Origin of the sequence: Tunturiibacter gelidiferens (assembly GCF_014201335.1) — a bacterium.
Lineage (GTDB): Bacteria > Acidobacteriota > Terriglobia > Terriglobales > Acidobacteriaceae > Edaphobacter > Edaphobacter lichenicola_E.
On record NZ_JACHEB010000006.1, the window covers coordinates 17663 to 38110 of the forward strand.

A 20448-nucleotide genomic window follows, 5' to 3' on the forward strand; every position below is an offset into this window, starting at 1 on the left:
TGGGAGAATGGGTTTTGGGAAGATGCCCGGTGCCGCCCAGGAAGCTTCGATCGCTAGCCGACTCGATCGAAGCTTTGGGTGGAGTGGAGACGGTTAAGGCGACTAGTAGGGGCGGTAGTAGCCGTAGGGGGCTGGGTAGTAGCCGTAAGGTGGTGGAGCCGGCGGGTAGCCATAGATCACGGGACGGGGCTGCACGACGACGGGAGCAGGCTGTTGGATGTAGGTTGGGGCGGGCGCCTGGGCCTGGACTACGACCACCGAGGGGTTCTGTTGGGGGTAGGACGGTGGGGGCGCGTAGGACTGCTGGACCGGCTGAGGGTAGGATCGTTCGACCGGTGCGGGCTGCTGCTGGACGGCGGGGGTGGGGTCCGCGTAGTTGAATCGGGAGATCATCTCGGGCTGGTGTTGGACCTCGGACTTGGTGGGAATGCCTACGTCGTCGAGGAGTTTGACGGTGAGACGGGTCTCGGGCTTGAGGACGGGATAGGGGCCGCGGCGCGGGAGGTTGATGAGGTCGATGGGCCAGAGGACGGGGATGAGCCATTCGACGGTGTCGCGGGTTGCGTGTCCGGTTCCGAGGATTCTTCCGTTACTGTCGACTGGATTCTTGCCAGAGTTTGCGATGACGCGGGTCGAGATGGGAATGACGGTGTCGTTACCGACTACGATGCGATCAAATCTGAGTTCCATCCAGCCTTTGCCGACAAAGTGGCCGGGATCTTTGTAGTCCTCGAAGTGGCCGACGAGGTAGCTGCCGTAGGGGAAGACGGAACGGCCGTACATTTCTGTGCGGCTGAGCTGGCAGAGGACGGCGTCGCCAAGGTGCAGGGTTTTGGAAGAGATTTTGTCGGAGACCATGCATTGCATGGATGATCCGGCTGGAATGAGCTGCTCCGCACCAGCGAAAGAGATGGGCAGAATAAGCAGCAACGAGGCAAGTATGCGCTTCATGGGGGCCTCCTCATCACACGGAGTTGCTTCCGTGTGCCTTACATCTTCGGTTCGCGGGATCGCGGGGGTTGATCTTAGACGTGCGAGAAATGTAGAGCGAGTTTTGTTGCCGAAGATATTAGCTTAATTTGCGGCGGATGCTACTTAAATTTTGCACACAGATAGAGGCTGGATGGGGGCATCGGCGCTAGTGAAGTGGGATCAGTTCTTCGATTCTGCGATGGGATAGCCCTGCCACAGGTACTCGAGAGCTTCGGGCAGGGTTTGTTGTTTTACGGCATGGTCTACGTGACCGGCGTCTTTGGCAAAGACAAATTGATATTGATATCCCTTGGCCGCTAGCACTTTGGCCATGAGTTCGTTGGCCAGAACCCAGTCGTGCATGTCGTCGCGCATGATGTTGGGGTTGAAGAGATCACGGTCGCCTACCTCCATCCAGATTCTGATGGGTTTGACTGTGCTGGCCGGGATAAGGTGTTCGTGGAACTCCCATGCGCCGTGGGGGGTGTCTGGGCTGTAGGGCCACTGCTGGTTGATGTAGGTGCCGGAGTAGGTGAGGACGCGGTGATAGAGCTCGGGGTGATACCAAGCCATAATGAGGGCGCATGAGCCTCCGGAGCTGCCGCCCATGGTTGCGCGTCCGTCGGGATCTTTGGTGAGTTTGACGTGATATTGCTTTTCGACTAGAGGGAGCACTTCGGTCTCGACGAACTCGGCGTAGCGGCCTGACATGGTGTCGTATTCGAGGCCGCGTTCGCTGCCTTGAGCATCGCCGCTGCCGTTGCCGATGGAGATCGCAATCATGACGGGAATGCGGTGTTGCGCGATGAGGTTATCGAGGGCTGTGAAGAGGGTGATGTCCGGTCCGTCGGCCCCGATGATAAAGGGCGCGGCGGTGCCGGGTACATATTGCTTTGGGAGGTAGACCGCTACTTTTCGAATGTGAAGCGCGGGGTGGCTGGTGGTGACGATAAGTTTGGCTGGGTCTTTGGGGTCGGGAGTGCCGAAGGTGCCGGGGTCGCGTGCGATGCCGGGGTAGAGCTTGCTGTCGGTGGAGCTCATGGTGAACTCGTAGATGTTTCCTTGCGGGACGGCCGGCCGGGGAGAGGTCTCGGGCGCGGGGTTGTGGGTCGGGCCGAGGATGAAGTTACCGTCCGCATGGGGCGAGGGTATGGTGCCGTCGGGCAACTCTGTTGCTGCCACGTATCCGCTGGTGTGAGGGTCGCGGGTTGGTGGGGTTGGGCGCTGGGCGATTGTCGCGGTGATGTCGATTGTCAGGAGGAGCGCGAGTGCCGTTGTCTGGAAGATGATGCGACGAGTGGGGTTGTTCCGAAGATGGGTCTTCAAGTTGGTCCTCGCGTACGGATACCTGGGTGAGCTAAGAAGTCGGGTCGGCGGTGGTTTGGAGGGTGTCGAGCAAGGTGAGGAGAATTCGGCGGAGGGCAGCTTCGCGGCCGGTGGGGTCGTACCACTCCTGCAGGGTGTGGATACCGCCGCCGGTGCCGCCGCTGCCCAGGGCGAGAGCGGGGACTCCGCGGTAGAGGGGGATGTTGGCGTCGGTGGAGCCGAGGCGGAGTTCGGTGCGGAGGGTTAGGTGGCGGTCGACGGCGCGAAGGGTGTGGAGGATCGGGGCGTCGTCGGGAAGGGAGGCGGCGGGACGGTTTCCTATGGTCTCGATGTGGAGTTTTAGTGGTGAGTTGGTGGTGGAATGTGTGGTGACGATGTCGTCGAAGATCTGGTGGACTTCGGTGGCGGCGGAGATGAGCTGGGTTGCGTCGGTGGAGCGGAGGTCGAGGAGTGCGGAGGCGGACTCGGGAATGGAGTTGATGGAGGTGCCGCCGGAGATGTGGCCGACGTTGAGGGTGAGGAGAGGGTCGGTGGGGAGGTTCAGGTTGGAGATTTGGGCGAGGGCGCGGCTTAGGAGGAGGATGGGGTTGGGGGTTCCGGCGTCGGACCAGGAGTGGCCGCCGGGGCCGGTGATGGTGACGCGGAAGCGCAGGCTGCCGAGGGCTCGGGTGACGGCGGCGCAGGTGCCTCCACCTTCGAGGATGAGGGCGGTGGCGATGCGGGTGCGGTAGGGGCCGCGTTCGAAGAGATGACGCATGCCCCGGAGGTCGCCCTCGCCTTCTTCGCCTACGTTCGCGGCGAAGAGAATGGGGATGGGGGGGGCGATGTTGGCGTGGCGAAGGGCGGCGGCGATGGCGAGGAGTGCGGTGAGGCCGGCGGCGTTGTCGCAGATGCCGGGGGCGAAGATGCGGGGGGAGTCGGTGGTTTCGACGGGGTCGATGGGGGTGTCGGCGGGGAAGACGGTGTCGAGGTGGGCGGAGAGGAGGATGCAGGGAGGGGCTTGGCCGAGTTGGCTGTCTGGTGAGGCAATGGCGGGTTGATCTAAATGCGGGGGTCTCTCCACTGCGCGGCGGACGGTGAGACTGTCCGTCGCTTCGGTCGAGATGACTTTATTTATATTTATTGGGGGTGAAGCGAAGGTTGCATCGGGTTGGAGTTCGGCGAGGGCGTTGCCAGCGCCGTCGAGGTGGATGTTGGTTAGGCCGAGGTCGTGGAAGCGATCGAGAAACCAGGCGGCGCGGGCGGATTCGCCGAAGGGTGGGGCGGGAATGCGGACCAGTTCGAGTTGCCATTGGCGGAGCTGGGGCTGGTGGAGGTGCAGCCAGTGAAAGGCGCGGTGGACTGCGGTGAGAGCGGCGAGGCGGGCTATGCGACGCTGGGCGGAGGCTGTGGCTGACATCAGTACTCGACCTCGACGAGGAAGAGTCCGCGGGCTGGGGCGGTGGGGCCGGCGGCGGAGCGGTTGCGAGCGGCGAGGATTTTAGAGATGGCGTCGGGATGGAGGCGGTTGGCGGCTGCTTCGACGAAGGTGCCGATGAGGTTGCGGACCATGTGGTGGAGGAAGCCGGAGCCGGTGACGCGGTAGATGAGGATGTCTTCCTGCTGGTGCCAGGCGGAGTGGAAGATGGTGCGGGTGTTGTCGGTGGGGATGGGAGGTAGGAAAGCGGGTTTCTTCACTTCGTCGGCAAGTTCGCCGACTTCGGTCGAAATGACAATATTACTAACACTGGAAAGGTCGTTCGTAACGACATTCTTCGTGACGATGTCTTCGGCAGCGGGTTTGTGCGTACTGTTTGCTTCTGCCGGTGCAGTTTCCTGCTGCGATCTGGTTCGGGTGGTGAGGTCGGGATCGACGGCGGCGAAGGAGGTGAAGTCGTGCGTGCCGAGGATGTGGGCGGCGGCTTGTTGCAGGGGGGCGATTTCGAGAGGGAAGCGGTAGGCCCAGACGTAGGGAGCAAGCATCGGGGGGCAGATACGGTCTTCGGGATGGGATTCGCAGGGGAGGATGCGGTACTCGTAGGTTTTGCGGCGGGCGCTGTGGCGGGCGTGGAAGTCTTCGGGGACGGGTTCGACGGAGAGGATGCGGATGCTGGGGGGAAGGGCGCGGTTGAGGGCGCGGTGGAGGTTGGCGGCAGGGATGGGTGCGATGAGGGAGAAGGTGGCGACCTGCGCGAGGGCGTGGACTCCGGTGTCGGTGCGGCCGGAGCCCTGCGGGAGTACGGTTTCGCCTGTGATGCGATGGATCGCCTGAGCAAGTGTGCCCTGAACGGTGGGGAGGGCGGGTTGAATCTGCCAGCCGTTGTAGGGGCTTCCGTCGTAGGTGAGGATGGTCTTCCAGTGAGGCATGGGCTGCTTTGGACGGTATCACGGATGGTGGGGCGAAGATGCGGTTTAACGGTTATCCAAGTGGGTTGGATTAGGGCGATGAATGATTTGATGATCGGGGCGAGTGGTTGTCAGACGCGTGATCTTTTTGCTTTGAATGAGGATGGTGGAGCTGCAACGGCACGTGCAACAGTAGATCTCTTCCGGGAATGACAACAAGAAAGGCAACAGCAAGTGCACAGCAGATCCCCTATGGGACGACAGCTGGATAGGCAAAGGCAAACAAAAGCGAGTAGGAAATCCTGAGTCCGGATGCTCATAAACTGGGGGTAAGGGTAGGGGGTTGATATACTTGGCGCATCGTATCCGAAATGAACATTTGCCGCAGATGTTGGGAACGAAGCGAGCGATGGGTGCGTATCTGTGCTCAGCCCAAGCAGCGCTTTTGAACAGCGATGCCGGGTCAGCAGGATTTTTCCAGGTAGGTTCACGGATCCGTTGTCTTTAAGAGTCGTTGGGAAGGTGCTGCGCGTCTGAGTGAGAACTGAAAAATCTGAGTAAGACTGCAAAATCTGGTTGCGAGACTGACCCTCGCGTTTTGGTGCGGGGTTGGGAAGGCTGTGAGTCCGGTGAAGGCGCCGGGCATTGCCGGTAAAACATCGAGAGGTTTCAGGAAAGAGTTGGAGAGCGAATCGTGAGATCAAAGAATATGCAGGGGGCGGCGAGCATTTCGTTGCTGCTGATGAGTCTGTGCACACAGCCGGGATGGTCCCAGCAGACGCAGAGTAGTCCGACGGCACCAGCAGCCCCGCAGGCGGTAGTGAATGACACGACGGGAACGCCTGGGTTGCCGCAGGCTCCGCAGCCGAAGCCGACCGAGCCGCTGTTTATGCGCCCTACGAGCGTCGACTACACGAAGCCGAAGAGCCATATCTGGAATCCGATTGCTCCCTATACGCCGATTAATGTTCCTACCTTCTCGATGGGGAACACGACACTGGGTAGTTTGCTAAAGGACGGGAAGATTTATCTGAGCCTGGCGGATGCAGTGACGCTGACGCTGGAGAATAACTACGATATCGGGATCTCGCGAATCAATCTGGATATCGCGGATACGGACCTGCTGCGTGCGAAGGCGGGATCGTCGCTTCGCGGTGTTTCGACGGGCCTGTTGACGAATACGATTGGCGGAACAACTACTACGATTACGACGGGCGGCGGACCGGGCGCGACGTCGGCGGGTGTGGGCGGTGGCGGTACGGGTGTGGGTGGAATCGTTGTGAGCACCAACGGCGGTGGACCTGTGCCGGAGAATCTGGATCCAGTTCTGACGGGGCAGTTGGAGTATGAGGCGTCGACACAGCCGCAGCTGAATACACTGTTCAGCGGTGGATTGTCGGTGTTGACGACGGATACGGCGACGTACAACTTCAATTATTCACAGGGATTTTTGACTGGCACGCAGTTGACGGTTGGCTTCAACAATACTCGCGTAACGACGGACAATCCTTTTAGCAACTTCAGCCCTTCGTTGACGACGAGCTTTCGCGCGACGGCTACGCAGCACCTGTTGCAGGGGTTTGGCTGGGGCGTGAATGGACGGTTTATTGTGCAGGCCAAGAATGACCGGCGGATTACTGACTCGGCATTCCGGCAGCAGGTGCTCTATACGATCAACCAGGTAGAGAACATCTACTGGGCACTGGTGAGTGCGTACGAAGATGAGCAGGCGAAGGAACGTCAGTTGGCGCAGTCGTCGCAGCTGACCTCGGACAACCGGAAGCAGTTGGAGATTGGCACACTGGCGCCGCTGGATGTGGTTAACTCCGACAGCGCGGTGGCAAGCGACAAACAGGCGCTGGTGGCTTCGAAGACTAACCTGGAGTATCAACAGTTGTTGATGAAGCAGGCGATTGTGCGAAACCTGAACGATCCGGCACTGTCGCTGGCGCCGGTGATTCCGACCGACCGTGTGGCCCTGGACAGACTGCCGGAAGAAGACCTCCAGGTTGAGGACTTGGTGAAGGTTGCTTATGCCAACAACCCGCAGATTGAGCAGGCGGTGTTGAACATGAAGAACAACGAGATCACGATCAAGGCGTTCAAGAACGGATTGTTGCCGATTGTCGATGCGTATGCTTTTTATGGAGGCAGCGCGCTGGGTGGTGCTCAGAATCCAAATGCGATCAATTTCAATACGAATGCGCCTTATGCTCCGGGAACATTTCCTTCGGTTGGTTACGGTGATGTCTTCCAGAATACGTTCAACAACAATGCTCCAGATAAGGGTGTTGGCGTGAACATGACGATTCCGATACGGAACCGGACGGCGCAGGCAGACCAGGCGCGGTCGCAGATGGAGTATCGCCAGTCGCAGATGCGGTTGCAGCAGCTCTACACGTTGATTCGCATTCAGGTGACGAACCAGCAGTATGCGTTGACCAATGACCGGGCGCAGGTGCAGGCGGCACAGGCGGCAAGAGACTTTGCGGCTCAGAGCCTGGATGCTGAGGAGAAGAAGTACAGGTTAGGAGCATCAACGACTGCGAATGTGTTGCAGCAGGCGAGGAACCTGGCCACAGCGGAGAACAACTCAATCTCCGCAACTGCGGCGTATGCTCGAGACCGGGCGCAGCTGTTTCAGCTTCTTGCCAATACGCTGGATCGGTATGCGATCAATATCGAGTCGGTAGCACAGGCAACAGGCGGCGGAGCGGGGATGCAGAATCCTGTGATTCCGGGGCTTACGGCTCCAAAGGCTCCTGAGGCGCCGAAACCGATTGATGTGGCTCCCCCACAGCAGTAGTGGGCGGCGCACGGTTGAGGAGAGGGTTCGGGCTGCGGCTCGGGCCCTTTCGCTTTTCATGAGACGGTTATGGTGAGTTGCGGTGCGCACTCTCGAAATAAAGTTTGGATTATCGGGGAAAGCTACAGGCGCCGGAATCTTCTGCGTGCTATTGCTGCGAGGCTCAGGATGCCGATGCCGAGTAGCATGAGACTGGATGGCTCGGGAATTGCCATGGGAGTGAGGCGGAAGGAGCCAATGGTGACTGGGGTGATATCGACAGAAGCGTGCGTGTCGAAGGCGCCTATGTAGTAGCCGTCGTTATCATAGACCTGAGTGGGGCTGATTCCGACCGAGCTGTCGAGATAGAGAAGGGCTTCATCAGTGAGATCGATGGCAGACGGGATGCGTGGATATGGTTTGCCAGTGAGCGTTCCGCTTGTGTCGAAGGTGGCTCCCCGGGTGGTGGGGGTGGCTGCGGCGATGATGATGAAGTTGTAGGTGTCGGCGCGGCCCGCAACGTTTGATGCCGTCAGGGTGGAGGAGAGCATCAACAGACCGATCTTTATACGCATTCATGGCCCCAGTGACCCAAACTACCGTTTACCGTAGGATGCGGTTGTTATCGCGGCCAAAGCAGATTGGCTAAGTTTCGTTTTTAGTTCGGTCAACAAATATTCGCGAGAGAGCAAATCGGTGCTGATAACACGTGCGCAGAGAAGATGGTTGAGGAGGCGTTCGCGACCTTGAGCGATGCACCGGAACTCGGTGCACGATGGGTCGGCTGATCGGTATCTCGATTCATATCGAACTTCAAGATTCGACTAGACTAATGTTCTATGGGTCATGAGAATTCTGAAGAGATCAGTGTGCACTTGAATGCGTTGGCCAAGGCGGCTTCGGCGTATCTGCGGTCTGCGATGCATCAGCCGGTGGAGTGGCAGGAGTGGGGCGAGGACGCGTTTGAGAAGGCTAAGGCTGCGGATAAACCGATTCTGCTGGATATTGGCGCGGTGTGGTGCCACTGGTGTCATGTGATGGATCGCGAGTCGTACGAGAGTGCGGCTACGGCAAAAATTATCAACGATCACTTTATTGCGGTGAAGGTGGATCGAGATGAGCGGCCCGATGTGGATACCCGGTATCAGGCGGCAGTGTCTGCGATTAGTGGGCAAGGTGGGTGGCCGTTGACTGCGTTTTTGACTCCTGAGGGGAAGCCCTACTTTGGAGGGACGTATTTTCCTCCGGCGGATCAGCATGGACGGCCCGGATTTCAGCGAGTACTGCTGACGATGGCGGAGGCGTTTCAGAATCGGCGCGATGAAGTGAATGAATCGGCCGGAAGTGTGATGGCGGCGATTGAACATAACGAATCGTTCATGGGGAGGAGTGGGAACCCGGGGCCGGAGTTGGTGGCGAAGCTGGTGGCGTCGACGTTGAAGCAGTTCGATTCGCGGTCGGGCGGGTTTGGATCGCAGCCGAAGTTTCCGCATTCGGGGGCGATCGATCTTTTGTTGGATGTGGCGTCGAGGGTGTCGACGGTTGGGGCGGAGGATGGGAGTGAAGCCGCAAAGACGGCGGCGATGGTGACGCTGCAGAAGATGTCGCGGGGTGGGATCTATGACCATCTGGCGGGGGGATTTCATCGTTACTCGGTGGATGAGCTGTGGGTGGTGCCGCACTTCGAGAAGATGTCGTATGACAATAGCGAGCTGCTGAAGAACTATGTTCACGCGTTTCAGACGTTTGTGGAGCCTGAGGCGGCGCGGGTGGCGCGCGAGATGATTCGCTGGATCGATGAGTGGCTGAGCGACCGCGAGCGGGGTGGATTTTATGCTTCGCAGGATGCGGACTACTCGCTGGAAGATGATGGCGACTACTTTACCTGGACTCGCGATGAGGCTGTCGCAGTGCTGACCGATGACGAGATGGCGGTTGCGAGCGCGTATTACGACATCGGTGAGATAGGCGATATGCATCACAACCCTGCGAAGAATGTTTTGCATGTGCGGGGCACGCTGGAGGGTGTGGCGAAGGCGAATGCGATTACGCTCGAGGTGGCGAAGGAACGGCTGGATGCGGCGAAGGCGAAGTTGTATGCGGCTCGGCTGAAGCGGCCTACGCCGTATGTGGATAAGACGATCTATGTGGGCTGGAATGGGATGATGATCTCGGCCTATGTGGAGGCGGGACGAGTGCTGGATATGCCTGAGGTGCGGGCGTTCGCGCTGAAGTCGCTGGATCGCGTGCTGGCGGAGGCCTGGGATGCGAAGGCTGGATTGGCACATGTGGTTGCGTATGGAGAGCAGGGTGGAAACGGCGCGCGGGTGGCAGGGGTGCTCGATGACTACGTGTTTCTTGGGCATGCGGCGCTGGATGCGTGGGAGCTGACCGGGGAGTTGCGATACTACACGGCGGCTGAAGCGATTATGGAGAGCGCGCTGATGAAGTTTTATGATCCGGTTGGGTGCGCGTTCTTCGATACAGAGAGTGCCGCGGAGGGTGAGACGAGGCTGGGGGCGCTGGTGACGCGCAGGAAGCCGTTGCAGGACTCGCCTACACCTGCGGGGAATCCTGTGGGAGCGGCGCTGCTGTTGCGGTTGGAGGCGCTGAATGGGCGGGCAGATTATGCAGTGAAGGCGCTTGAGACGCTGGAGACTTTTGCTGGCGTTGTGGAGCACTTTGGGTTGTATGCAGCGAGCTATGGGTTGGCGCTGCAGCGGATGGTGCTGCGGGCAGTAGAGGTGTGTGTGATTGGGGACGATGCTGCGGCGAGACGCCTTGAGGCCGTGGCGTTGGCGCGATATGCGGTGAATAAGAGTGTGATTCGTTTGCGGAAGGATCAGCTGGGAGCTTTGCCTCCTTCGTTGGCGGAGACGCTGCCACATCTGCCTGGGTTGGGTGGTGATGGGAGCTTTGCTGTGGTTTGTACGGCGAAGGGATGTCAGCCGCCGGTGTCTGGGGTGGATGAGTTAATAGAGGCTATGAATAAGGCTTTGTGAGTTGTCTCTCCGATATCACTGCTTCGCTTGTGATCTCGGAGAGATGTCCTGCCGGACGGGCCCACTGCGCGTGGGGCGGTCACTTCTTGACTTGTGTACCTTGTTTGGTTTAACCGCTGCTCCCGTTAGTCGCCATCAGAAGGTGAATTTCGCTGCGCCTTGCAGGATGCGTGGCGGGGCTGCGCTGATGGCGTCGCCAAAGGTTGAGCTGCCGATGTCGCCGTCGACCGATGACGGGCCGCTGAACTGAGTGTGGTTGAAGACGTTGAAGGCTTCGACGCGGATAAGCAGCGCCTTCGATTCGGTGATGGCTGTTCTTTTGCCGATCGCCATATCGAAGTTGTCGGTGCCCGGACCGTAGAAGAAGCGCCGTTTTGAGGTACCTGGGGTTCCGAGCGCGTTCATGCTGAAGGTGGTTGTGTCGAAGTAGCTTTTGCCGTTGCGGGGATTGTGGTTGAGCTTGAGGCCGGAACCGTTGTAGTCGGGCTCGTCGATGCTGCTGTTGTTGATGCCGTTTGGATTGGTTCCGATCAGCGAGTTGTCACCGTTGTTGATGACGGTGATGGGGAAGCCAGTGGCGAAGTGAGTGATGCCGGAGAGAGACCAGCCATTGGTGAGCCGATTGGGATGAAGGAACTGATCAAAGGGGAGTTGATATTCGTAGCTGATGACGAAGTTGTGCTTCACATCGAAGGATGAGATTGCGTAGCTGAGGGAGGGGTTGAAGGGATTGACCTCTTCGCCGAGGTTCGAGGACTGGTCGAGTGATTTGGCGTAGGTATAGGCGACGGAGAACTCGAGACGGCCGCTGGTGTGGCGGGCGCTGAGTTCGAGTGCGTTGTAGTTGGCGTGGCCCAGGGTGGATTGGAGGGCGTTGCTGCCAAAGTTTGAGCCGAGGGGGCCTCGGGTTCCGTTGACCTGGCCGCCGCCGATGGGGAAGTAGACGGTGTCTTCACCTCCAGGGCCGCAGGTGAGAGTGCCAGGTTGGACCTGGTTGGGTTGGCTGAGGCTAAGGCAGAGCGCAGGGTTGCCGGGGTTGGGTTCGATGAGGACGAGCTGGCGATGGCTGGAGGTGCCGAGGTAGCTTGCGCTGAAGACGGTGTTGGGGCCAAGCTGGCGTTCGATCGAGAGGACCCACTCTTCGGTGTAGGGAATCTTGTTGTGGATGTCGTAGCCGGGGATACCTTCGATGGGTTCGAAGGTGCTCCAGTCGATGTTGGGGTCGGGGTTGCTGCGCGAGGAGTTGAGCGGCGCGAAGGTGTAGGGGAAGGGCTGGCCATTGCTCTGGCCGTCGGCCGCGTTGACGAACGGAGTAGCGAAGAGTGGCGCCTGGGGGCTCGTGTAGGTGGTGCCGTAGGGAGCGTTGGCTGCAAGCACGCCGATGGAGAGCGCGGGGATCGCGGTATAGAAGTTGCCGTAGCTGGCGCGGATGCTGGTGGATCCGGGTGCGCCGAGGATTTTTTGAAGGAAGCTCGAATCAGATTGGGGAGACCATGCTAGACCTACGCGTGGGGCGAAGTTGCGATTGCTGATGGGAGCGAGGGTATCGGGGATTCCGGGGTCGCCGGGATAGAGGATTCCTGGAGGCGCTCCGGGAAAGACGGTGGATTGCGCGCCGGCGACGAAGGTGGAGATCTGGTTGTAGCGCTCGCTCCATGGTGTGACGCGGTCCCAGCGAAGGCCGTAGTTGAGGGTGAGGTTGGGAAGGACGTGGAAGCTGTCCTGCGCGAAGAGGCCGGCGTATTTGTTGCGGGCGTAGAAGGGATTGAGCTGGCTCTGGTTGTACTGGCTGGGGACGCCGATGAGGAAGTCTGCGAAGTCGACGCCGGTTTCGGTGCCGGTGAAGACGAAGTTGCCGTTGAACTGCGCGATGGGTGCGCCGTTGACCTGATCGGCGTGGAACTCGCCGCCGAACTTGAGGGTGTGTCGACCAATGACCTTCGAGAAGACGTCGGCGGCTTGGTAGGTGTTGTTCGCCTGAATGAGCTGGTTAGCCGCGGCGCCGGTGGAGTAGCCGTTGAAGTTTAGGTTCATGACGCTCTGGCCTTTGGGGTCGAGCGGGACGATGCTGGTGCTGCCGTCTTCGTTGACGAAGCCCTGCGAGGCGAGACTTACGTTGCGACCGCCGATGGGTTGGCCGAGGTTGGTGAGGTTGCGCATGAAGCTGAGGTGGAATTCGTTGATCGAGGAGGCGCTGAAGGTCTTGGTGTCTCCGAGAGAGAAGAGTTGGGCGCGACCTGTGGTGAGGGCATCGAAGCCGGGAACGCTGGCGCCGCTTTGCGCGACGGGGTAGGGGTTGTCGAGATTGAAGTCGTCGATGAAGTAGTAGGCGGAGATGAGTCCGATGCGGGTGTTGACGTCGAATCGTGCTCCGGCTTTGTCATCACGCACGGTCTGGTTGAAGGATGAGGTTGCGAAGGTACCGGAGGCGTTGTTTGGTGCGGGAATGTATTGGAGGAGCTTCTGCGCGGGCGTGGACCAGGCGCGCTGCGGGATGACGGCGTTGGGGAAGACGCACTGCACGGAGCTGGTGCAGCCGGGGACGTAGTAGAGCTCGCCTGCGGTTACGCCGTAGCCAAGTTTTTGAGTGAGGAGGTTTGCAAAATATGGTCCGCCCACAGCCAGGTTCAACATGTTTCCGCCGGGGCCGTTGGTGAAGTCTGACAGATTGCCGGTGCGGTCGGCGGTGGAGGGTATGCTGATGTTTCCTGTGTCGACGCCCTGGGTCTGGCGTGTGCCTTGATAGTCGATGAAGAAGAAGGCTTTGTCTTTGTGGACTGGGCCGCCGAAGGTTCCCCCGAACTGGTTTTGGCGGAAGGCGCCTCGAGCGGGAGAGAAGTAGTTGCGGGCATCGAGGTCGGTGTTGCGGAGGAACTCGAAGGCACTGCCGTGGAAGGCGTTGGTGCCGGACTTGGTGATGACGCTGATCTGGCCGCCGCTGAATTCTCCGTACTCGGCGTCGAAGTTGCTGGTGATGATGCGGAACTCGGCGATGGCATCGAGGTTGGGGACGATGGCGGTGCCGCCGTTGACATCTTCTTCGACGTCGCTGCCGTTGACGCTGAAGTAGTTTGAGAACTCGTTTTGTCCGTTGACGGAGACGGTACCGGGGTTGAGAGTGCCGGAGGGGTTGAGGATGGTGGCGCCTACGTCCTGAACGGTGCTGGAGGTGATGGAGGTGGCGGGAGCGACGCCGGCCTGGAGGGAGAGAAGGTCGGTGTAGCTGCGGCCGTTGAGCGGGACCGCAGTCATCTGGCGGCCGGTGATGACCTCGCCCATCTGCGTACTGATGGCTTCGACGTGGAGAGTGTCGTCGGTGACGCTGACGGTTTCTTTGACGCTGCCTAGCTCGAAGGCGACGTCGATGGTGAGAGCTGCGTCGGTGTCGAGGACGATGTCTTTGCGCTGATAGCTGCGGAAGCCGGGGGACTGGGCTTCAAGTTCGTAATGGCCGACGGGGAGGACGGGGAGTGTGTAATAGCCTTTGCTGTTGGCGGTGGCGTGATAGGAGAGACCTGTGCTCGTCTCGTGGATGGTGATCTCGGCTTTTGGAACTACTCTTCCTGAGGGATCCTTTGCGGTGCCGGAGATGCTTCCTGCGACGCTGGCCCAAGCGATAGAGGAACAGATAACGGCAACGATGCAGAAAGCTTTGCTGATACGGAAGACGACACGGCCAAAGTTGTTCAACATACTTCTCCTGATCTTTCTAAGAGCGCAATGCGCGAATGCGTCTACTTGATGGTGATGAGTAGGTTGACTGTGGCCTGGATCGCAGTTGGATGTCGGTGAGATATTTCTTGCAGCGTTCATTGACCGGCTTCGAAAGAAGTGCAAGTTTCGTCCTTTGGCGGGGCGGGGAGAGCCGCTCGCCATCGTGACGGATAAATCTCTACGGACAAAGGCGTCCTATAGCGGAGGGAGCCTGCAGCCTAGTCGGCTGTGATTTTCGGATTCTCGCGGCCTCCGCCAAGAGTGGCCGTGAGGGTCTATTTTGTGCGTTTCAGCCCTTCTACCAATCTGAGGTTCAATCGGCCAATGCCTTTTGAATTACGACTGCTACAGTCCGCAATCAGGTATGGCCGAAATATACGACAGAAACAGTCCTAGATACAAGCGCGGTTTGTCAGGGATTTGTAAATTGATTGTGACAGACCGATTTTTTCGACGTCGCACAGCCAGGTGATGCACGTGTGGATCGTAGTGGCTCTGTGGTTGTCTGAGGTAGTGATAACTTCAGCCGACCAATGGCTGTTGAGCGGGCGAAGCCGTCGGATTGGGGGCGCGGAGAATAAGCATGTTGGCGGGGTCGTTGCCGAGAGGGATGCCGTCTTTTTCGAAGGCCAGGATAAGGCGGCGGCGCAGCTCGCGGAGGACGCCATCGCGCTGATTGGCGCGGACGCGGATCTGGACGGGGTAGGTGACGGCGCGGCCTTCGATCTTGTCGACGCCGAGGATGACTGGGTCGGCGATGGCGATGTCTTTGAAGGCGGAGTCGTGGCGGACATCGTTGGCGACTTTACCGAGGATGGCGATGACTTTGTCGGGATTGGCGCTGGCGTCGACCGAGACCTGGAGGGTGGCGACGGCGTAGTCGCGGGAGAGGTTGGAGACGGTGGCGATCTGGCTGTTGGGGATGATGTAGAGGGTGCCGTCCCCGTCGCGGAGTGTGGTGCGGCGGAGGGAGAGGTCCTCGACTGTGCCTTTTAGACCTGCGAGTAGGACGACCTCGCCGACGTTGTACTGGTCTTCAACGAGGATGAAGATTCCATTGAGCATGTCTTTGAAGATCGACTGAGCGCCCAGGCCGATGCCCACGCCAACGATGCCTGCGGAGGCGAGGATGGGCTGGTAGGGGATGTCGAAGATATTGAGAATCTGGAGAAAAGCGATGAACCCTAGGACGCCGATAGAGGTGGCGCGAAGGATGGAGGCCATGGTTCGGAGCTGTGCGGCACGATGGAAGTTGGCCACCTGATGGTCCGCACGTGAGCGCATCTTTTTGACGAAGAAGAGAACGACGCGCTGAAGGACGAAGATGACCAGAAGAACGACGACGATCTTGGGTAGTTTGTACTGGAGAAAGAGAAGGATGTCGTTGTGCCAGTCGCGTTCGATCGTCTGGACGATGCGCTCGTCTTGCGGGGCCATGGCCAGAAGGAGCATGATTACGGCGTCTCGCTTTCGGGAAGAATACTGAGAACAGAATGCGTCAGCTGTTTGTAAGATGCAATTTAGGCAGGGACCGAGACGTGATGGGGGATGCTATGAGAATGCTTCGATTGTCTGTGGTTGGAGCGGTTTTGACGGCGATGGCTTCAGGAAACGTGAGTGGGGGACAGCTTCAGCAGATACAAAGCCAGCATTATCCTGGTCAGGCGCACCAGCCGACCGACCTTGATCCAACCACCGACCCGCACCGGTTGGAACAACAGGAAGAGGCCCGGAGCACGGAGCGACAGAAGCGGTTGGTGGCGGATACAGATAAGCTTCTGGCCCTGGCGACGGATCTGAAACAGCAGGTGGATAAGACAAATAAAAATATTCTGTCAGTGGATGTAATCAAGAAGGCAGATGAGATCGAGAAGCTGGCCCATAGCGTCAAGGAACGGATGAAGGGTTAGATGTAAATGTTGTCACTGTAGCGGTTTGTTGAGTTAGACGACGGATTATTGAGGGCTGAGCTGAGTGAGAGCCGCCGCGGCGTCGATCAGCGGGATAGAGAGGCCGGGGAGGGGGACGGCTGAGTTTCGCATGGCCGTGACGACTGTTGCTGCGCTCCAGTCTGGGTGAGCGGCGCGGAGCAGGGCGGCGACTCCGGCAGCGAGCGGGGCGGAGGCACTCGTACCCATGGCCTGGACGTAGGGAGTATGGCCGAGATTGAAGCAGCCATAGCTGTGGGTGGAGTCGGCGGGGAGGCCGTCGGCTGTGTTGGTGAGGCCTGAGCTGCAGGCGCCTTGAATCCATCCGCTGACGCCGGTGTCTGGGCCGTCGGGGTAGCTGCCGCCGGGTGCCGCGAGGGCGTTGAGAGGGGCTCCGTAGTTGCTGTAGTAGGCAAGCGCAACCGGGCCTGGCGTGCAGGTGGCGCCGGGGGTGGTGTTCTGGGCGCAGGCGGGGTTGGTGGAGGCAGCGATGGCCAAGACGCCTCGTGATTGGGCGGGAAGCTCGATATAGCGAGGATTGGAGAGGTCGATACCATCGTTGCCCCCGGAGGCGACGAGGACGACGTTGGCTTGGGCGGCGGCGTAGGTGATCTGGTTGAAGGCGGCGAGGAGGCCGGCTCCGTCGCCGGTGGTGAGATCGGCGACAGCGCCGACGGAGAGGGAGATAACGTCGGCGCGGTTGGCGATGGCGTCTTCGATGCCCTGCATTACCCAGCTGAGGAGGCCGCTTGCCTCGCCCGCTTCGCACTGGTCGTTGGGATTGGTGTCGCCGGTGATGGAGGCGGGCATGCGTTGGAGCGCTTTGATGTTGAGTATGGTCGCCTGAGGTGCGACGCCGATGATTTTGCCGGTTCCGGGACCGATGGCTCCGGCGGCGAGCGAGGCGGTCCATGTGCCGTGGCCTTGCTGGTCCTGGGGGCTGCCGTCGTCGCAGGCGCTGGGGTAGGCGGTCTGGTCCACTTCGGTGAGGTTGAGACCGAGGTTAGGGGCCAGGTCGGGATGGGATTGATCGACTCCGCTGTCAATGACGGCGATGCGGATCCCTTTGCCCATGGTGGTGTCCCAGGGACCGTGGGCGGGAGCGCCGGGGGTGTTGTTTCCGTAGCCGCCTACCTGCTGGACTGCCCAGCCCTGTGGGGTGGAGGTGTAGTAGGTATCGTAGGACGGCGGTGGGGGAGGGGGTGGTGGCGGAAGAATGATTGGAGCGGTGGAGACGATGGGGCCGTGGGTGGGGAGTCTACCGATGACCGGAGAGGTTGGGGTAAGAGGTTGTGCTCCGCTCTTGATGTCGGCGGCTTTGATCGCGACGGGTTTGAGGCGTAGACGAAGTGCGGAGATGATCCGGTCGTGGAGGACGTAGCTTACGTTGGGTTGGGCGGAGAGGACGCGGAGAGTGGTGGCGTCGTCCTGAGACGGGGGAGACTGTACGGCGGCGATGCCGAGGTGTTCGTTGCGCTGGGTGAGGCGAGCGTTAGCGGAGAGGAGGTGGGCCTCAGCGTCGGCCGGGATGGTTGCGTTGCGATAGAGGACGATGTAGCGGTGAGGAGCGACGCTGGTGGTGTCGATTTGCGCGGCGGCGAGTAGGGGAAGAAGTGGGAGAAAGAAAGCGGCCAGGCGAAAGACGCTTCGGCATAGCGGGCGCGTGTTGACCGTTCGGGGACTCGGTTTTGTGAGAGCGAATTTGATGAGAACGGACATGCTGCACCTCGTTGTTGCGCTGAGTTATGCATCGGCGCCGCAAGAATTTGCATTAGTGCCAGTACAGTTGTGTGCTATTACTTTGGTCTGTCACTTGAGCGAAATCTGACTGATCCTGCTCGATTAACGGATACATTGACCCTGTTTGATCGCACGTGCTCTAATTGCCGCCTTTGTGAAGCTAGTTGAAAGTTTGTGTTCTAAGGAGACCTTTGCATGCTTGGAGTAAGTTTTTTGGCGATGGCCGTTCAGCAGGTTCCCTATGCCCCTGCGGTTGTCGACGGTAGCGATGGACGAGTCTATCTGTGGATTGCTCTGGGAGTTGGGGTGCTGGCATTGGTTGCGGCACTGATGCTGGCGCGGGCGGTGATCGCATCGGATACGGGGACACCGGAGATGCGGGCGATCTCGGATGCGATTCGCGAAGGGGCAGAGGCGTTTTTGCGACGGCAGTATAAGACAATTGGAGCGATTGCCCTGGTGCTGGCGGTGGTGGTGTTTGTGGGGTATAAGCTTTCGCCGAGGACCTCGCCCTATGCGCTAAAGACGGTGGTGAGCTTCCTGGTGGGGGCGGTGTGCTCGGGGTTGGCGGGCTTTACTGGGATGTATTGCTCGATTCGGGCGAACATACGGACAGCTTCGGCGGCTCGGACTAGTTTGAATAAAGCGCTGCAGATGGCGTTGCGCGGCGGGGCGGTGACGGGGCTGGTGGTAGTGGCGCTTTCATTGCTGGGTGTGGGCGTGTTGTTCCTGTTCTTCGGGGGATTGGAGCATCCGCAGGCGGTGCCGTATCAGCTGGTGGGCTTTGGGTTTGGAGCTTCGCTGGTGGCGCTGTTCGCACAGCTTGGCGGAGGAATTTATACGAAGGCCGCAGACGTTGGTGCGGACCTGGTGGGGAAGGTGGAGGCGGGAATTCCGGAGGACGATCCGCGGAACCCGGCTGTGATCGCTGATTTGGTGGGAGACAATGTCGGCGACTGCGCGGGTCGTGGCGCGGACTTGTTTGAGTCGACGGCAGCGGAGAATGTGGGCGCGATGATTCTGGGCGCGGCACTGTATCCGGTGTTTGGCGTGAAGGGGATTCTGTTTCCGCTGATCGTGCACGCGATCAATTTGATTGCGAGTATTGTCGGCGTGTTTGTGGTGAGCACACGTGAGGACGAAGACCCGATGCACGCGTTGAACAAGGGGTTTTATGTGACTTCCGCGCTGGCGCTTGCTGGGTTTGCAGGTGCGGTTTATACGATGCTGAATGGGCCGCAGGTACAACCTATCTGGTTGCTCGGCTGCGGCGTGATTGGGCTGGTGACGGCATTTCTGTTTGTCTGGATTACGGAGTACTACACGGAGGCGATCTATCGCCCGGTTAAGTCGATCGTCGAGGCTTCGGTGACGGGGCCAGCGACGAACATCATCAGCGGACTGGCTGTGGGGATGGAGACGCCGGCGATGCCGGTGGTGGTGATCTCGGCGGCGTTGTTGCTGAGCTACTACTTCGGCGTGCAAGGGTTGGCCGGTGTGGCGGGGATCAGCGATTACGCGAAGGGGATCTACGGGACGGCGATTGCCACGATGGGAATGCTGAGTTGCGCGGCATACATTCTGGCGATGGATACGTTTGGACCGATTACGGATAATGCCGGCGGAATTATCGAGATGTCGAATCAGCCGCATGAGATTCGCGACAGGACGGACAAGCTGGACTCGGCGGGGAATACGACGAAGGCGTTGACGAAGGGATATGCGATCGGGTCGGCTTCGCTGGCCGCGTTTCTTCTGTTTTCGGCTTACCTAGAGGAGATTAAAACAATTGTAACCGATAAGGTTGCACTTGCTGGTGGGTACATGCCGCCGGGCTGGAGCTTTACGAATATCAATCTTGCTCAAGTGCCGGTGTTTGTGGGCGCGCTGCTGGGTGCGATGTTGACCTATCTGTTCAGCTCGCTGGCGATCAAGGCTGTGGGACGGACGGCGCAGATGGTAGTGAAAGATGTGCGTGATCAGTTCAAAGAGAATCCGGGGATCATGCTGGGATCTTCGAAGCCGGACTATGCACGTTGCGTGAACATCGTGACTGGTGCGGCGTTGAAGGAGATGGTGGTACCGGGGTTGCTGGCGGTGGGGCTGCCAGTTGCGGTGGGGCTGATCTTTCGGCACTTGAGTTCGAGCTACCAGGCTAACTCTGCGTTGTATGCGCCGGGAGCGATTCTGCCAGTGCCGGCGATCGGCGGCGTTCCGGTGAATCTGGCGGGAGCTGAGGCTGTGGCTGGGTTGTTGATGGTCGGAACAATTTCTGGCGTTTTGCTGGCGATGCTGATGAACAATGGGGGCGGCGCGTGGGACAACGCGAAGAAGTTTATCGAGACAGGGCAGTATGGGGGAAAGAAGTCGGAGGCGCATAAGGCGGCCGTGGTTGGTGATACCGTGGGCGATCCTTTCAAGGACACAGCGGGGCCGAGCCTGCATGTGCTGATCAAGTTGCTGGCTACGATTACGCTGGTGCTTGCTCCGTTGTTTGTTTAGCTGCGGTGAGGTTGGAGACGGGTGGCGTTTTGGGTTGCCCGTTTTTCTGTGATTTTTTCTTATACCTGAGAGGTTGAAAACGCTCGGGGAGCAGAGCCAGGGATGGCGGCTTCCCGGTACAATCTTGTCTGCAGCTGTGTTGCGCTGCGGCTTT

Annotated in this window: 12 protein-coding genes; 4 read left to right on the forward strand and 8 right to left on the reverse strand. The window is 59.5% G+C overall.

Going from position 1 to position 20448, the window contains the following annotated elements:
- Positions 1-102 precede the first annotated feature (102 nt).
- The 4 genes from HDF14_RS13445 to HDF14_RS13460 all read right to left on the reverse strand — a co-directional run bounded on the left by HDF14_RS13445 (position 103) and on the right by HDF14_RS13460 (position 4644).
- Complete coding sequence (locus tag HDF14_RS13445) at positions 103-951, reverse strand: hypothetical protein (RefSeq protein WP_183977537.1); 849 nt, start codon at positions 949-951, stop codon at positions 103-105.
- 201 nt (positions 952-1152) lie between these two features.
- On the reverse strand, positions 1153-2298 hold the full coding sequence (locus HDF14_RS13450) for an alpha/beta hydrolase (protein ID WP_260698262.1): 1146 nt from the start codon (positions 2296-2298) through the stop codon (positions 1153-1155).
- Positions 2299-2329: 31 nt separating this feature from the next.
- On the reverse strand, positions 2330-3697 hold the full coding sequence (locus tag HDF14_RS13455) for a M20/M25/M40 family metallo-hydrolase (protein ID WP_183977539.1): 1368 nt from the start codon (positions 3695-3697) through the stop codon (positions 2330-2332).
- Positions 3697-4644 (reverse strand): tRNA pseudouridine synthase A, encoded by a 948-nt coding sequence (locus HDF14_RS13460; RefSeq protein WP_183977541.1) that lies wholly within the window; start codon positions 4642-4644, stop codon positions 3697-3699. Before HDF14_RS13460 ends, HDF14_RS13455 begins: the two co-directional genes overlap by 1 nt.
- Before the next feature lie 688 nt (positions 4645-5332).
- Here HDF14_RS13460 and HDF14_RS13465 point away from each other — a divergent pair.
- Complete coding sequence (locus tag HDF14_RS13465; protein ID WP_183978024.1) at positions 5333-7429, forward strand: TolC family protein; 2097 nt, start codon at positions 5333-5335, stop codon at positions 7427-7429.
- A 122-nt stretch (positions 7430-7551) separates the two neighbouring features.
- On the opposite strand, the gene HDF14_RS13470 is transcribed toward HDF14_RS13465, so the two are convergent.
- Positions 7552-7983 (reverse strand): PEP-CTERM sorting domain-containing protein, encoded by a 432-nt coding sequence (locus tag HDF14_RS13470; RefSeq protein WP_183977543.1) that lies wholly within the window; start codon positions 7981-7983, stop codon positions 7552-7554.
- Between the two features lie 264 nt (positions 7984-8247).
- Between HDF14_RS13470 and HDF14_RS13475 the strand changes: the two genes are divergently transcribed.
- The gene (locus HDF14_RS13475) at positions 8248-10410 is read left to right on the forward strand and encodes a thioredoxin domain-containing protein (protein WP_183977545.1); all 2163 of its coding nucleotides are present in this window, start codon (positions 8248-8250) and stop codon (positions 10408-10410) included.
- 135 nt (positions 10411-10545) lie between these two features.
- Here the strand turns inward: HDF14_RS13475 and HDF14_RS13480 are convergent, their stop codons facing one another.
- Together HDF14_RS13480 and HDF14_RS13485 are read right to left on the reverse strand one after the other, a co-directional pair.
- Entirely contained in the window at positions 10546-14103 is a 3558-nt protein-coding gene (locus HDF14_RS13480; protein WP_183977546.1) for a TonB-dependent receptor, read from the reverse strand.
- A gap of 543 nt (positions 14104-14646) precedes the next feature.
- Positions 14647-15576 (reverse strand): mechanosensitive ion channel family protein, encoded by a 930-nt coding sequence (locus tag HDF14_RS13485; protein ID WP_183977548.1) that lies wholly within the window; start codon positions 15574-15576, stop codon positions 14647-14649.
- Between the two features lie 107 nt (positions 15577-15683).
- On the opposite strand from HDF14_RS13485, the gene HDF14_RS13490 reads away from it, so the two are divergent.
- Positions 15684-16034 carry a hypothetical protein gene (locus HDF14_RS13490; protein WP_183977550.1) on the forward strand — a complete coding sequence of 117 codons (351 nt, stop codon included), beginning with the start codon at positions 15684-15686 and terminating at the stop codon, positions 16032-16034.
- Between the two features lie 45 nt (positions 16035-16079).
- On the opposite strand, the gene HDF14_RS13495 is transcribed toward HDF14_RS13490, so the two are convergent.
- On the reverse strand, positions 16080-17771 hold the full coding sequence (locus HDF14_RS13495) for a S8 family peptidase (protein WP_183977552.1): 1692 nt from the start codon (positions 17769-17771) through the stop codon (positions 16080-16082).
- A 240-nt stretch (positions 17772-18011) separates the two neighbouring features.
- Here HDF14_RS13495 and HDF14_RS13500 point away from each other — a divergent pair, with 240 nt between their 5' ends.
- Positions 18012-20294 carry a sodium-translocating pyrophosphatase gene (locus HDF14_RS13500; protein ID WP_183978026.1) on the forward strand — a complete coding sequence of 761 codons (2283 nt, stop codon included), beginning with the start codon at positions 18012-18014 and terminating at the stop codon, positions 20292-20294.
- Positions 20295-20448 lie beyond the last annotated feature (154 nt).